The sequence below is a fragment of the Cellvibrio sp. UBA7671 genome (assembly GCA_002483145.1).
GTDB lineage: Bacteria > Pseudomonadota > Gammaproteobacteria > Pseudomonadales > Cellvibrionaceae > Cellvibrio > Cellvibrio fibrivorans.
In genome coordinates this window covers 120,533-136,790 of record DLHJ01000002.1, presented here as the reverse complement: position 1 = coordinate 136,790, position 16,258 = coordinate 120,533, and the positions used below count along the sequence as shown (strand labels likewise).

Here is a 16,258-nt window from a genome sequence, read left to right as displayed (position 1 = left end):
TCATCGATACTTAGGTAATGATATGTAATAAATTTCAATCAGAGCTGACAGCTTTCCGGTTTTGCGCGATCCTGCAAACCTGAATTGTTTGCATCGAATCAATAATAAAATCTTTTATCCGGCATGTATTTTCGGTCTCAACCAATCCAAAGTAGCTCAGTAGATATAACCATCAGCAAGACAGTTATATTCAAGAACTACCCGCATAAAAATGATTGCGAGACGATTATGAAAAAGAATTATCAACTGTTATTCAGTATGTTATTGGTCGCGGCAAGTGCCGGAAGCCACGCTGGCGAAAGCCGCACCAACAATCAATGTACTCCGCATTTAGGCAACGCGTTTTTGAAACATTGCCAGCAATGGGCACAGGGCATTGAAGGCCAGCGTAAAGCTGATCTCGGCAATGGCAACTATTTAAATCCGATTATGGCTGGCGATCATCCCGACCCCAGCGTGCTTAAAGATGGCGATGATTACTACATGACGTTTTCATCGTTTGAGGCCTACCCTGCCCTGACCATCTGGCATTCAAAAGATTTGGTGAACTGGCAGCCCATCGGCCCCGCGCTGACAAAATATGTGGGCAGTATTTGGGCGCCGGAATTGACCAAACACAACGGCCGATTTTATTTGTACATCCCCGCAAAATTACCCGGCAACAACAATATTTACGTGATCTGGGCGGATGATATTCGCGGCCCTTGGTCTGAGCCTGTCGCACTCAATAATGACCGAATTGATCCGGGCCATATTGTAGGCGAAGACGGCAAGCGCTATTTGTTTTTATCCCACGGTGACCGCGTGCAATTAAGTGATGACGGGTTAAAAATTGTGGGCGAAATGGAGCACGTCTACGATGGTTGGCAATATCCGGAAGAGTGGGACGTAGAAAGTTACGCGCAAGAAGGCCCCAAAATGATGAAGCACGGGGACTACTTTTACATGACGCTCGCACTCGGCGGCACCGCTGGCCCACCAACAGGCCATATGGTGGTTTCTGCGCGCGCAAAATCGATTCATGGCCCCTGGGAAAATTCACCTTACAATCCGATTATCCGCACTGAATCAGCAGCAGAGAAATGGTGGTCAAAAGGTCACGCAACCTTAGTAGCGGGACCCGCCAGCTCTAGCAAGAAACCTGATTGGTACATGATGTATCACGCTTACGAAAATGGTTTTCACACGCTCGGCCGCCAAGCGATGATGGAGCCGATTGAGTGGACCAAAGATGGCTGGTTCAAAGCCAAAGGCGTTGATGTAGGTAAACCGATTCGCAAACCAAAAGGTGGTAAAGTCGTGCCGCACGGCATGGCGTTATCCGATGATTTCTCCACTAATAAATTTGGCATCCAGTGGAGTTTTTTCCGCGGCGATGTCACTGAAAACAAGCGAGTGAATTATAAAAATGGTGCACTCGAATTAACCGCAAAAGGCACTTCGCCCAGTAACACATCACCGCTGACATTTTTAACGGGTGATCAAGCGTACCAATTTGAAGTGGACATGGAAATCGACCCGGATGCACAAGGTGGCGCGCTGTTGTTTTACAACGATAAACTTTATGCCGGTGTGGGAATTAATAAAAATGGCATGGTGTTGCATCGCTACGGCATGGATCAACGCACCACAGCCAAACCCGCTGATATGCAAAACACATTGCGCATCCGCGTTACCAACAATCGCCATATCTTAACAATTCACACCAGTACTGATGCAGGAAAAACCTGGGTGAAATACGGTGTGCAAATGGACGTGACTGGCTACAACCACAACGTTGCTTACGGATTTATGAGTTTGCGTCCAGCAATTTATGCTGCGGGCAAAGGTAAAGTGCGTTTTAGCAATTTGGTGTATCGCGCACTGCCGTAAATAAAACCATTTCAATTTCTTGATCAGCAATAAATAAAAAAGGGATGCCAGTTAACTGGCATCCCTTTTTAACAACTTACAACGTTAATTAAAACTTGTAGCTGGCACCTACAAAGTAACTTGCGCCGGCTGAGTGATCCAACACTAAACGAGCAACACCTTCAGTCTCGTATTCATGCTTGGACTCATCGGTGATGTTGACGCCTTTGAAGGTAATCTTCAGCTGGTCGGTAACATCATAGCTTGCTGACACACCAACGTAATTACTATCATCCACTACACGAGTCTGCCATGGAGTAGTGCTGGAAGTATTGGAATAGTATTCACCACGATAAGAGTTGCTGATACGCGCCTGAAATCTCTCACCTTCCCAATAAAGAGTGAAGTTGTAAGAATCTTTCGATACGTTTCTCATCGGCGAGCCGCTGTCGAGCTCTGCCTCATCCACCAGAGTGTAGTTCGACTGAATACCAAAACCACGTACCCAATCTGGACCAGGAAGGAATGACAGCTGTTGTTGCCAGGAAATTTCTGCGCCCTGGATATTACCGCCACCGCCATTAACTTTACGGCTCACATCAAAAGGTTCATTGCGCAGACTGTCAGCTTGAGCACCGAGCAGGCTGTCAGGCAAGCCGAGTTGCGACCACGGAACGTCTTGAGTAACTTCAGACGTTGGGAAAGATTCAACATCTTTTTGGAAGAGAGTTACACCCGCCAAAGCATCTTCCGAGTAGTACCACTCCAACCCCAAATCAAAAGAGTCTGCACGGAATGGTTCAATCAATGGGTTGCCGTAACTCACTTGATAGTTACCAAAAGTAGAAACAGATCCACCCGGGTTCAAATCAGTTAATTCAGGGCGCGCCAAGACTTTGGCTGCCGCAGCGCGTACCACTAAATCTTCAGTCAGGTTATAAGCCAAACTTAACGACGGCAGCGTATCGCTGTAGTTATTTTTAGACACAACGGGCATCACAGTGCCATTTACAACGGTGATGCCACCTGCAACCAAATCGGTTTCCGCTTCACGCACACCAACATTACCGCGCAAACGGTTGCCAAATAATTCGGTATCTATATCCAACTGCGCGAAGTAACCAAACACCTCTTCCTCTACCTGGCGGGTGTTGTTAGCAACAGCAGTGAACTTCCAGCAGCCTGAATCAAGGAATTCAGTTCTACGGTTAAAGTCAGGGTAGAAGAATGTTTGGCCACCAGCAGTTTTAACAAAACCATCATCGGCAGTGAGCGCTGGCGTAATTCCGCAAGCATTACCATCTTTTGCACCACCGTTGGCTACATCAACAGTAGAGAACGGGTTATCGGCTTGCATTTGGGTAATTTCATAACCGTATGATTTTTGCGTTGCACCAAACTTGACGGTGTAGCCATCAGCGATATCGTAGGCAAAATCGATTCGCGCCATATCAGTGTCTGATGTGGCATCGTAAATACGGTCACGATATTCAGAGAATTCCCAGTTAGCAGGGTTTGAGGTATCGAAACTGTAATTGAGCACCGGCGATTTCATGTTGGTGTAATCCCAACTGATGGTATCGCTCGGGTCGGCATAGGTAACGTAGTCGCGCGTATCGTTGCTGCTAAAGTGTTCGTAGATTACAGTCACTTCGCGGTTATCCAATACAGATTCTGTTTGACCAGCCAAGATATTCATGCGGAAGTTGTCAGAGAACTCATGTTTCAAGTCCAAAGAAAACTGCGTGAATTCAGAAGACCAATCCGCACGAAACGCTTCAGAGCGGAAGTCAGCATCGGTAACTTCGGCTTTCACCAACGTCATATTGGAATCAACCAGATAATCCAACACGCTCATTTGACGCATACCGGTGGCATCGTTACGCGCAAGTGAAATGGCTTCCATAAATGGCTCATCGCGAGTCACATCAATTTTTGAATAGAGACCATCAACACTTAGCAAAGTCGCATCAGCAATTTGCCATTGAAAACTGGTAGTAACACCCAAACGATCCTGGTCGTTAGTTTTATCGGCGTAGCGCGCAATACGTGGATGCCACGAGGAGCGAACCAAATTTGCATCTGCACCGCAATTTGCAGTAGTACAAACAAAACGGTTAGATCCTGACTGTTGGTTCCAACGGCCTGTTTCAGCACCAGTTAAAGGCGCTTCTTTTTGTGAATAGGCAATTGACGTCAGAAAGCCAAATACATCGTTATTGAAACTCAGCAAACCGGACAAGCGCGGCTTAACACTGCCCGAACCATCGTAGTAGCCTGCTTCAACGTTTGCGGCGGCTGCAAATGAATCGTAATCAAATGGACGCGCGGTACGCAGACCCACAGTCGCACCGAGCGAACCGTCTTCCAATTCACCGGAAGTCGATTTGTATACATCCAAACGGCTGAACAGCTCAGAAGCAAATACGTTAAAGTCAAACGCACGGCTGGTGCGCACACCACCTGAACCCGCTGCAAGTGACTGTGCTGGCATACCGTTTACGGTAATCATGGTGTAGGCATCACCCAAGCCGCGCACGGTGATAGAACGACCTTCTCCATCGTCCTGCTCAATTGCAACACCTGGAATACGCCCGAGTGATTCAGCCAGGTTTTGGTCTGGAAATTTACCTACGTCTTCAGCAAATACTGAATCGACGATACCGGTTGCTTCGCGCTTTACGTTAAGCGCATTTTTCAAACTCTGCGCATAACTACCCGTCACTACAACTTCTTCAACAGTATTGTCTTGTGAATGAACAACAGGTGCCAGCGATGCAGCTGCAATGGCTAACACAAGCGGATTAAGAGTGAATTTTCTCATGGCTATTCCCAGGTTTTATTGTGATGAACTCAATTCGTTTTTATTGGTATTAGAGACGCGAACATGCCGATGGGATTTAGCTGCAGAGCTAATTTTTTATAAGTGCTTTTTTATGGCCGACAACCACAAGAAACCTATTCGTTAAAAAAGCCACCACAACGCAGTGGCAAGCATGGGGAATAGGCATCCTCACAGATGGCCTAAAATTATTATTATGTTCACCAGGAATATTTGCAATCACCCACTGAGTCTTTTTATCGGATAATATATTTTTGTGTATTTAATACACACTTTTTGCAATGAATACGTTTACATTGCACAGTTACACCAATTTGATAACGGTTACATTAAACTTGTAATATAAAATGGTGAAAAACCGGGATAAACGACAAAAACAATTTAAACATCAATAAATATAAAAAAGTAGGATAAACATCCCAATAAGATAAGCATCAAAACCAGGTTCAAGCCGGAGCCTGAATTGCCCTGTTGCAGGAACCGGGCTGCTTTCGGGGGTGAAGTTGACCAGCCAAACAATATGGAACCCATTAAACGAAAAACCGCACCTTTTTGAGGGGCGCGGTTTTTGTTTAACAAGTGAATCGAAAAAAGTGTTAATTATTTTCCACAACAACCACATACTGTCATAGGTAATTGCTGGCCGGATTTTGCATCCTGATTTGTCCACTGGCCATTCCATTGTAATTGCGACGAAGAATTACCACAGGTGGTTGGGCAGTTAGCATTCGCCTGCTGTTGGTTGTTAATAAGGTTTGCTGCCTGCACATCCAAACACTGGCCGGAACCTATAGCGATATCATCAAAAATATGGCTCAAGCTGCCTGATGTCGTATTTTTCCCGGAAGCAGGAGATGCTGTACCGGTGTAATTATGGCAACCGAAACAATTGGATATAAATTGCGTGCCCGGGGCCGTATTCACCGCCTGATATTCCGTTTCAGCAACCGTATTAGCCAGGCGCAATGAGCCGCGTTGATTTGAAATTTGCGCCAAGCCAGTTTTATTCGGGATATTCGAATCCTGTGTAATATCGCTAACCCAAAGTGCACCCACATTAAAATAATTCGTCAACACCGCAAAATTACCCGTTAGATACGGCTGCACACCCGCATTTACCGATTGAATATCGCTAACATTTTCCGAATATTTCAGATCACCTTCAGCAGAACCGTAAGGATATTCACGGCAAATTTCTGTTGGGTTGCCAGTAACCTTTTTTTGCGCGGAGGGATTATTAAATCGGCACTGCACAATGCCGAGTGCATCTTTGCTTTGCAAATCGGCCGTGCAGGTTTGGCTTGCAAACGACCAGCCTGTTTTAGTGGAGGGCGCAGAGCAATCGGGTGCATTGATTTTATGCTCATAGGTCGCCCACACAAATTCAGGGTGATCCGGTGTTGCTACCGCTACGTGGAAACCAATCATCCCCAATTTGGTAGTGCCTTTTTCCGAACCGATTTGTGCATCAACGGTAATAAACTGACTGGCATCATCGCCCTTCCCTAATACCTTCCATGCAGTTTTTAATTCGGTGGTGCCACCGGGAAAATTTTGTTGCTGTTTGATACCGTTAACATCACACATATTTTTACTAAAGCGCACATCGTAATAGACCACATTGCGATTCTGGTCATAAATAGTCGCTCCACCTCCAGCTTGGCCGATGCGCTCGGGAATGACAAAAGCAGTGCCCGCCTCTTCTGGTTTGCTGGTGCGAATGAAAAATGTGTGTGAATCATGTTTATCATCGCAAGAATTTGCCGGTGCTCCATCGGCATTAACTTCAAGCTCATGATATTGGTTAGTGTCTTCAAAGTTCCGGATTTTAGGATCAGTTTTGGATTGCGCCATTAAATAAGCAAAGGTTTGCCAGGAGAACTGGTAAAAATCGCAGAAGGTTGAATCGCCAACACCTGCACTTTGTTTCACCTCAGTGGGCATACTGGGTGCAGTAAACCAAGTGGGGTCAGCAGCACAAGGCACAGCAGCCGCTGACGACGTTGCTGCTTTTTCATTCGCAGCCATTAAACTGGCTGCACCAAAACCAGTTGCACACAAGAGTGCGACGCTTAAAGCTACACGGGTTTTGTTATTGAATTTATTCTTCATCATAACTATCTCATCCTTCAGCAGAAAATAATCACACCGATACAAAGTATCAGCAACGATAAAGGCAAATCCCTGAATGATCCGCCCTGTCAATAACGCTAGACGTAACCAGCCTAGTTGGCGAATTGCGAATGAGTTATTACAGCCTATTACGCAAGGGCAAGTTGAGTAGGGATTACACAAGATGGAGTGATTAAAACGCCAAAGTGATTTATCCTCCCAGCCAGACCAATGATTACCCAGAGAGGCACCAACATGAGCAGCCCACAGCGCGATATCACCCTACGTTTTTTGGCAGAGCCACAAGATGTCAACTTCGGCGGAAAAGTTCACGGTGGTGCCGTCATGAAATGGATTGACCTAGCGGCCTACGCTTGCTCAGCCGGTTGGAGCAGCCGCTACTGCGTTACCGTTTATGCAGGCGGAATTCGCTTTGTATCGCCCATCCATGTAGGCAACCTGGTTGAAGTGAGCGCAAAAATTATCTACACCGGAAAATCGTCCATGCATATTGCAATAGAAGTGAACGCATGCGACCCCAAATCACTCAACCGTCGCCTGACAACCCATTGCATAGTAATCATGGTCGCCGTGGATGAATCCGGCCAACCCGTCCAAGTGCCTACGTGGATACCGAAAACCGATGAAGATAAAGAACAACACGCCACCGCAATAAAACTGATGGAAATGCGCAAAAAAATTGGCGAAGAAATGCAGATTTTTGTTTGACCACTGTTCACCCCGCGACATTTGAGATCCAAGTTATGACACAGCCCCCAGCAGCAAAAACCAAACAGAAAAAAGACGCGCGCGATCTTCGTGCTGAAGCGTTAAAAATAGCTAACACTATAAAAACAGAAGGCCAGACTCCGGTTGAGACCAAAGCGATTGCCAATGGTATCCAACGGGGAATGGAAATGTTTTTGCGGCAGCAAAGTGAAAAAACACGCGAGTTGGATAAGCGGGTAAAAAAAGTGAAACAACTATCCAATCAAATAACGCAACAAAAACCAGCAGATGAAAAAGAAGTAAACATAACTGTACAAACCAATCCCCACTTACCTTGGGTGCTACTTGCGCTCTCGTGGGGGTTGTTTTTGGTGGTAGGAGCTGTAAAGGCTTTTATTTAAATAAAGCAATTGATGATGAAGCCACACTTCAACCTATGACAATACATTTTTAACAATAACCCGAGGAAATCAGGAAGATCTATGCATCACCCTATGGATATACATGACAATAATCGTCTCTACGGACTGGATACCCTTCGCGCTATCGCTATTCTTATCGTGCTGATCTATCACTACAAAGTGGTGGTAAGCAGGGAAAATATTTTCGGGTTTATGAGCCAACTGGGCTGGACTGGTGTCGATTTATTTTTTGTATTGAGCGGTTATTTGATTGGCAACCAGATTCTCTCAGCCTTTGCCAAAGGGCAGGATTTTTCCCTCAAACTGTTTTACATTCGCCGCTTCCTGCGCACCCTGCCTAATTATTATTTTGTGCTTGCGCTCTATTTTATTTTTCCAGTTGCACTGAGTGGAACAGACACAGCACCACTCTGGTCGTTTCTCACCTTTACCCAAAATCTGGATTTGCGCGCAGGTGAAACCTTCACTCATTCCTGGTCGCTGTGTATTGAAGAGCAGTTTTATTTAATTTTTCCAGTTATCGCCTTACTTATTGCTTATGCCAAACGATCCATCCCTCTTGCATGGGTGGCAATTGCCGCCGCCATGTTGCTCGCTATATTTTTACGGGGATTTAATTGGTATAAACATGAGGAGGCTGCAATTTCCATGCAATCCTTTATGGAGCATATCTATTACTCCAGCTTTACCCGCTTTGATGAATTATTACCCGGGGTAGCGATTGCGCTACTGAAAAATTTCCATCCTGCTACCTATGCTGCAGTACTGCGCAGAGGGAATCTTTTATTAGCTATTGGATTGATAAGTACAGGAATAATGTTTTATGTATTTAAAAACTACGCCTACATCGAAGCCTACGGAACCACATTGACGGTAACCGCTTTGGGTTATTCGCTTCTGGCAATCTGCTTTGCCATTTTGGTACTCGCCGCACTCAGCCCAAACTCAGTATTGCATCGCATGCGAATTCCTGGCGCTGCGAGCATCGCACTTTGGTCTTATGCAATTTATTTAATTCACAAACCCATATTTCAGGTATTGAAGGCGCCGCTCACAGAATATGGCATTGATATTAATGGCTGGCTCGGGGTGGTGATTATTATGGCGGTGAGTATTGTTTGCGGATGGGCGCTCTACTTTTTTGTAGAAACACCCTTTATGAATATTAGGGGAAAATATTTCCCATCAAATTCAAGAGCAGAATTAACGCTAGATAAAAATCTACAACCAAGTCAGTAGAACCAAAAAATTGGCACCCCAGGAGATCCCTCCCCTACCAGCTATAACCAGAAAAGCAGTGCTGCATTACTGCAGCACTTTCAACGCCTTCATTAGTCGAAAGAAATCACCATTAAGCAGGTAATACTTAACCAACCCCTTTCTGCCCATGCCAATATTATGGTAGAGACGCGATCTATAGGCAGCTTTATCTAACGTAATATTTTCACCAATACGCCGACTTTCTTTAACAGCAGAAATGTAATTTCGTACACAAAATCGGACAAAAAAATAACGGGTAGCGACTTTCATTTTTGGCAATTTTTTAGACCATAGCGCCCACACACCATCGACTCCCGACATCATGTGATCCACTTTTTTAACCGAGAATGACGCAAGAATACTTCCTTCGCGCTGGCGATAGCGAACCCACACTTGCGGACAGTAGTAATAAGTGCGCACGTCCAACGCAAGGCGCGGAGTCGTCACCATATCCTCAAAATATTTCCCTTCTGGAAATTGCAGCCCCTGCGACCACAAGCTGCGCTTTGATACTTTTGACCATGCATGCAACTTCCCCTTTTTATACAACCCTTTAAACAGGCTTTCAGGATCTTCCAACAAACAATTTGTATTGCCATCGAAGGTAGTAACCTGCGACTCCTTTTTGTGCTTGCGAGAATTGATGCCAACGCCAGGCCGCCATATCTGATAGTCACACATAACCAAATCTGGTGAATGACGATTGACAATACCTCTAAGCTGATCAATTGCTCCATCAGCTATTACATCATCGGAGTCCAGAAACCATACATACTCACCGGTCGCCGCAGCCACGAGCGAATTACGCGCAGCACTAAGTCCACGATTATGTGCATGTTGCAGAATTTTTATAGGATGAGGGGTTTTTGTTGCAAGTGCGTGTAAATACTCGAATGAACCATCGGTTGACTGGTCGTCGAGAGCGACGATTTCAATATTCTCATCGCACTGAGAAAGAATGGATTGAAGACAATCATCAAGATAATCCTTGACGTTGTATACGGGAATTAAAACACTTAACCAAGGCGTCGCCATAGTTATATTCCTTTAGCACTTCATTTTCGTAGATCAAAAAAGTGTTAACTATTCTTGTTATTGTCCTTTTTTAACAGCCACTATACTTGTGCTCGCATTTTATACCTACAAGCATAAAAAGCAAACAAGATAGAGCCCGCAAAATTCATAATTAACTTGCCACTTTGTAATGACCTGTGTAACTTTTGATTGCAATACCATCCGATACAACCACCTCCAGTTAAGACCTAATATTCAAAGAATGCTTATGAGCAAAAAAGTCATTATTTATCAAGATGGTTTGCTGTCTTATTCCGAAACGTTTATCAAGCAGCAGGCGCTTGCGCTTGTTTCTTGGAAGCCTATTTTAGTCGGGCATAAATATCTTGGTCGCAGCCTTGACTTCTCGATGATTCAGTCGCAATTACTCTTACCGAAGAGAAGCCCTCTCCCCCGCCGCTTGCTCTATATGGCTTATCGCTGGCTCAATAAAGCCGATCCAGCTGGCATCAATACATTAAAAGATATAAATGCGGATCTGGTTCACGCACACTTCGGAACATCGGCGGTTGACATTTGGCCTTATGCAAAAGCATTGGATTTGCCTATGTTGGTCACACTGCATGGTTTTGATATAAGTATCTATAGAGAATGGTGGGAATCCGGTAAACGTGGCCGCAGAAAGCGTAAGTATCCGCAACAATTATTGAAACTTGCCCAAGAACCCAAAGTGCATTTTCTGGCAGTGTCCAGCGCAATTAAAGAGCGTGCTATTAAGTTCGGTATTCCGGCCGAAAAGATTACCGTGAGTTATATAGGTGTAAATACTGAAGATTTTACTCCAGGTCCAGTTCCAATATTAGAGCGAAAAAACCGAATTCTTTATGTTGGTCGTCTTGTGGAAAAGAAGGGAGCAAAATATCTGATTGATGCCTTTGCGGCAGTTAAAAAGGCCGTTCCAGATGCTGAACTAATAATTGTTGGCAAGGGCGGAATGGAAGAGCAATTACGCAATCAGATAAATCAATTAAACTTATCTGACGTCACTTTCACTGGTGCGTTAACCAGCACTCAAGTCAAAGAGCAAATCGATAATTGCAAAATATTTTGCTTGCCGAGCATTACAGCCAATAGTGGTGACGCAGAAGGCCTGCCGATCTCTATTCTTGAGGCACAAGCCAGTGGTGTATTCGTGGTCAGCTCATCATCTGGAGGAGTTGGCGATAATCTGATAGACAGAGAAACCTGTTTTACTTTTGCCGAGAAAGATAGCAATGCACTAGCGAGCATACTGACCAACATACTCGCTACTCCAGAAAGCTATTTGGACATCATTAATAATCAGCAGGAGCTAATAAAAAGCAAGTTCCAACTAAGGAGCTGCGCTTTAGAACTTGAAAATCTCTACGCCATTTATTCCAAACAATGATGACTTGTCAAAACTCAAATACACCTAGATTCAGGGTAAAATTCACGGTCAGCAGCTGCTTCCTGCGCCAGGAAATGATCTAGATCACCAATACGCTTATCAATCCAGCCAAGAATTGTAGCCAGTGCTTCCGGTGATGCGTTTTCAAGACTCTGAAAGCATGCAAACACATAGGACGCGTCACGATCAGCCTGAGCGAGCTTGGCTTTTATCCGTATCAAAGCCTGATCACCAGGCTTAATTTGTAATGTTCTTAGCTGATTATCTACTACTGCCAGCCCCATTTTTAATAGACAGTGGGCGCTGAAGCCCTCTGGAACAAATTGCAGCGGTGAACGAAAACGAAAACTGATATTGGTCTTCAAGATTTCTGGATATCGCTCGCAATAGTCACGCCACACTGATTTTCGCCAAGGATGTGGATTATGCTCTAACTGAAACACATTCTGCATGTAACCAAACATTCTTGCACTATTTTCCTGAACACCGATAAATCGCACCCTAGAATTAGAAGTATTTTTTTCTCCTACACCAAAACATCTTTTAAACCAATTGACTATTTTTTTTATCAATCGTCGCTCTGTTTGAACCTTCCATGAGCCACGCAACACCACCTTTTCATCTCGATAAAATGCACTAGGAGACAATGAACGAATTAAACAAAAATCATCATTCAAAAATATAAAGCGCTCTGATAAACCAGGGATTCGCCAAAGCAAACTCGCAATGGACATACTACTGAATGACGGAAGGCAATCTTCATACCCAGAAAAAATTATCCGGTGATCTATTACTTTCACTCGCGACTCGTATTTTGTGCCAACAAGTTTTTTAATAAAACCGGGAGCCTGATTATCACTCACCACAAATATAGTGCCAATCCAAGGTGCAAATTTAAGTAAGGATACAACACAATATTCAATTTCATTAAGACTATGAAAACGTGCTGTACTCGCAGCCCTAGGACGCTGCCCACCAATACTCAAAATATACTTCTCAAGCTTTTCTTTATGAGCAGGATCAGCACCATCCACCCAAGTTATCACCGCATCTATAGGAGAATGTTGTATTACTGAATCGGTCATAAGCAACCCAAGACTATTGAGGAAGTTGTAGGTGATTATTCTAACCTATCAGATGTTCGACTAGGCCATACCAGTGCCAGAATGTATAATCGCCAACCTGTTTTTACGCCTATTGATCAGCCGCGCAGCGGCATCCGCAAGAGTCTGTTATTGCTATGGAAAAAACCTACGAACCCCATGCTATCGAACGCCAGTGGTACCAAACCTGGGAAGAAAAAGGCTATTTTAAGCCTGCTGGAGACGGAACCCCCTACTGCATGATGATTCCGCCACCGAATGTCACTGGTAGCCTACACATGGGGCACGGGTTTAACAATGCGGTGATGGACACCATGATTCGCTATCGCCGCATGAAAGGCGACGATACTTTGTGGCAAGTGGGTACCGACCACGCAGGCATTGCGACCCAAATGGTGGTTGAGCGTCAATTGGCGGCGCAAGGTGTAAGCCGCCACGATCTCGGCCGCGAAAAATTCCTCGAAAAAGTCTGGGAATGGAAAGAGCAATCTGGCGGTACTATCACCCGCCAAATTCGCCGTTTGGGTTCATCGGTGGATTGGAGCCGTGAGCGTTTTACCATGGACGATGGTTTATCAACCGCTGTACAAGAAGCGTTTGTTCGTTTGTTTGATGATGGCCTGATTTATCGCGGCAAACGCCTGGTGAATTGGGACCCCAAATTGCACACCGCCATTTCTGACCTGGAAGTGGAAAACCACGATGAAAAAGGCTCACTGTGGAATCTGCGCTATCCATTAGCGGATGGTGCCACCACCGCTGATGGGAAAAATTATTTGGTCGTTGCAACCACTCGCCCTGAAACCATGCTGGGCGATAGTGCCGTGGCGGTTCACCCTGAAGATGAGCGCTACAAATCGCTGATCGGTAAATTTGTTCTGCTGCCATTGGTTAATCGTTTGATTCCAATTGTGGCCGATGATTACGTTGATCGCGAGTTTGGTACTGGCTGCGTGAAAATTACTCCCGCACACGATTTCAACGACTATGAAGTAGGCAAGCGTCACAATTTGCCTTTGATTAATGTGCTCGATAAAAACGCCGCGATTTTAGGTGTTGCACAAATTTTTAATTTGGATGGAAGCCTCAATACCCAACTCGACGGCACCCTGCCCGCTCAATACGCTGGACTTGATCGCTACGAAGCGCGCAAGCAAATTGTCGCTGCATTTGAAGCAGCTGAATTGCTGGAAAAAATTGACGACCATGGATTGAAAGTACCGCGCGGTGATCGCTCAGGCGTGGTAATCGAACCATGGCTAACTGACCAATGGTATGTAAGCACCAAACCATTAGCAGAACCGGCAATCGCCGCCGTTGAAGACGGCCGCATCCAATTCGTACCGAAGCAATATGAGAATATGTACTTTTCTTGGATGCGCGACATTCAGGATTGGTGTATCAGCCGTCAATTGTGGTGGGGCCACCGTATTCCTGCATGGTATGACGCAAGCGGCAAAGTGTATGTTGGTCGAAATGAAGTGGAAGTACGCAGCAAATATAATCTTGGTGCAGATGTAAAACTGAATCAGGATGAAGATGTACTGGATACTTGGTTCAGCTCCGGTTTGTGGACCTTCTCAACACTCGGCTGGCCAGAGCAAACAGACTTCCTGAAAAAATTCCATCCGACCGATTTGTTGGTGACCGGTTTCGATATTATTTTCTTCTGGGTTGCACGCATGATTATGCTGACCATGCATTTGGTGAAGCATGAAGATGGCACGCCGCAAATTCCGTTCAAAACCGTATACGTACATGGTTTGGTGCGCGATGGCCAAGGCCAGAAAATGTCGAAGTCCAAGGGTAACGTGCTCGACCCACTCGATATTATCGACGGTATTGATTTGGAAACACTGGTACAAAAACGCACAACCGGTTTAATGAATCCAAAAGATGCCGGCAAAATCGAAAAGCAAACCCGCAAAGAATTTCCGGAAGGAATCCAGGCTTACGGAACAGATGCATTGCGCTTCACGTTCTGCTCGCTTGCATCAACTGGCCGCGATATTAAATTCGATATGGGCCGCGTAGAGGGCTATCGCAACTTCTGCAACAAAATCTGGAACGCCATGCGTTTTACATTGATGCAATGTGAAAATCAGGATTGCGGGCAGGATGGTTCGACTGATTACGAATTGTCATTAGGTGATCGTTGGATTATTAGCAAATTACAAATCGCAGAAAAAATAGTAGCGGAAAATCTGGATAACTATCGACTGGATTTAGCCTCACAAGCAATTTATTCGTTTGTGTGGGACGAATACTGCAGTTGGTATCTGGAAGCGACCAAAGCGGTTTTGTTTAATGCCGATGCAACGGCAGCACAAAAGAAAGGAACCCGTCGAACACTGGTGCGTGTGCTCGAAACCATTTTGCGTTTGGTACATCCACTGATGCCATTTATCACTGAAGAAATTTGGCAAATTATCAAACCGCTCTCGGGTGCAGCGGGCGAAACAATCATGCATGCACCCTATCCGCAAGCGGATGATAGCAAAATCGATCAACAGGCATTAAACGATGTTGAATGGCTGCAATCGGTAGTTGCAGGTGTGCGCAATATTCGCGGCGAGATGAACATCTCTCCCGCTAAAGATTTACCGGTGCTATTTAAAAATGGGACCAGTGAAGATCAGCAACGCTTGAACAACAACCAGCAATTCCTGAAGAAATTAGCATCATTGGAAAGCGTTACCTGGCTAAACACCGTTGAGACCGAACCTATGTCTGCCACAGCCTTGGTTGGCCAAATGGAAATTTTAGTCCCTATGGCCGGACTGATTGATAAAGATGCCGAGATCGCCCGTCTCACTAAAGAGAGCAATAAATTAATCCAGGATATTGAGCGCACTGAAGCAAAACTTGGCAATGCCGCGTTTGTTGAAAAAGCACCTGCTGAAGTTGTTGCCAATGAGCGCAATCGTGTTGCGGAAAATAAAATTGCAGTGGAAAAGTTGCGCGAGCAGATTCAAAAAATCAGCGCGCTGTAACTATTAATTATTTGCGATTTATGAAAAGCCGATGCAGAAACATCGGCTTTTTTATTGGAAGGTTTTTGTGTTAACACGGATTGCGCTGGGCATCGCTGCGCTCAGCCATAGCGCTCGACCTGGGCGGCCTTACCCAACCTACAAAATAACTTTTTAATCCCAGAAAAATAAAAAGCCCAATCTTTCGATTGAGCTTTTTAATTGAATTCAATGGCGGAGAAGGGGGGAGTCGAACCCCCGATACCCTTTTGAGGTATGCTCCCTTAGCAGGGGAGTGCCTTCGGCCACTCGGCCACTTCTCCACATCTGCTGAAGCGGGATAAGCTCCGTCTCAGCAGGTGCGGCATAATACCATAATTCTCTAAAATTCAAAGTCTTGAAGACAAATTTACAGAACAAAATAACGATTATTTTGAGTATGAATAATTAACATTCAATTAGAGAAACATTTAAAAATTTAACCCCTATAAACGCCTACGCGGCGGATGATTTCTCATACCGCC

General features: G+C 45.1%; 10 protein-coding genes and 1 tRNA gene. 6 read left to right on the top strand and 5 right to left on the bottom strand.

Translation table 11 applies throughout. The annotated features are described in order from the left end of the window. The first annotated feature begins 228 nt into the window (after positions 1-228). The gene (locus B4E62_RS01095) at positions 229-1,872 is read left to right on the top strand and encodes a family 43 glycosylhydrolase (protein ID WP_331350730.1); all 1,644 of its coding nucleotides are present in this window, start codon (positions 229-231) and stop codon (positions 1,870-1,872) included. Between the two features lie 88 nt (positions 1,873-1,960). Here the strand turns inward: B4E62_RS01095 and B4E62_RS01090 are convergent, their stop codons facing one another. Together B4E62_RS01090 and B4E62_RS01085 are read right to left on the bottom strand one after the other, a co-directional pair. Then, positions 1,961-4,675, bottom strand: a complete 2,715-nt coding sequence (locus B4E62_RS01090; RefSeq protein ID WP_331350729.1) for a TonB-dependent receptor — start codon at positions 4,673-4,675, stop codon at positions 1,961-1,963. Positions 4,676-5,293: 618 nt separating this feature from the next. Continuing rightward, entirely contained in the window at positions 5,294-6,808 is a 1,515-nt protein-coding gene (locus tag B4E62_RS01085) for a mannan-binding lectin (protein WP_331350728.1), read from the bottom strand. Between the two features lie 252 nt (positions 6,809-7,060). Between B4E62_RS01085 and B4E62_RS01080 the strand changes: the two genes are divergently transcribed. The 3 genes from B4E62_RS01080 (at position 7,061) to B4E62_RS01070 (ending at position 9,195) form a co-directional block, all read left to right on the top strand. Further along, positions 7,061-7,534, top strand: a complete 474-nt coding sequence (locus tag B4E62_RS01080) for an acyl-CoA thioesterase (RefSeq protein WP_310071799.1) — start codon at positions 7,061-7,063, stop codon at positions 7,532-7,534. A gap of 35 nt (positions 7,535-7,569) precedes the next feature. Beyond that, positions 7,570-7,935 carry a DUF2956 family protein gene (locus B4E62_RS01075; RefSeq protein WP_331350727.1) on the top strand — a complete coding sequence of 122 codons (366 nt, stop codon included), beginning with the start codon at positions 7,570-7,572 and terminating at the stop codon, positions 7,933-7,935. An 81-nt stretch (positions 7,936-8,016) separates the two neighbouring features. Then, on the top strand, positions 8,017-9,195 hold the full coding sequence (locus B4E62_RS01070; RefSeq protein ID WP_331350726.1) for an acyltransferase: 1,179 nt from the start codon (positions 8,017-8,019) through the stop codon (positions 9,193-9,195). Between the two features lie 66 nt (positions 9,196-9,261). Here B4E62_RS01070 and B4E62_RS01065 read toward each other — a convergent pair whose 3' ends face one another. Then, complete coding sequence (locus B4E62_RS01065) at positions 9,262-10,251, bottom strand: glycosyltransferase family 2 protein (protein ID WP_331350725.1); 990 nt, start codon at positions 10,249-10,251, stop codon at positions 9,262-9,264. A gap of 247 nt (positions 10,252-10,498) precedes the next feature. Here B4E62_RS01065 and B4E62_RS01060 point away from each other — a divergent pair, with 247 nt between their 5' ends. Beyond that, on the top strand, positions 10,499-11,659 hold the full coding sequence (locus B4E62_RS01060) for a glycosyltransferase (RefSeq protein WP_310071788.1): 1,161 nt from the start codon (positions 10,499-10,501) through the stop codon (positions 11,657-11,659). Positions 11,660-11,673: 14 nt separating this feature from the next. Here the strand turns inward: B4E62_RS01060 and B4E62_RS01055 are convergent, their stop codons facing one another. Then, a complete protein-coding gene (locus B4E62_RS01055) occupies positions 11,674-12,744 on the bottom strand; it encodes a Stealth CR1 domain-containing protein (protein WP_331350724.1) in 1,071 nt (356 codons plus the stop codon). A gap of 155 nt (positions 12,745-12,899) precedes the next feature. Here B4E62_RS01055 and B4E62_RS01050 point away from each other — a divergent pair, with 155 nt between their 5' ends. Next, positions 12,900-15,755 (top strand): valine--tRNA ligase, encoded by a 2,856-nt coding sequence (locus B4E62_RS01050; protein WP_331350723.1) that lies wholly within the window; start codon positions 12,900-12,902, stop codon positions 15,753-15,755. Positions 15,756-15,966: 211 nt separating this feature from the next. Here B4E62_RS01050 and B4E62_RS01045 read toward each other — a convergent pair. After that, positions 15,967-16,057 (bottom strand) — tRNA-Ser (locus B4E62_RS01045). Positions 16,058-16,258: the final 201 nt, after the last annotated feature.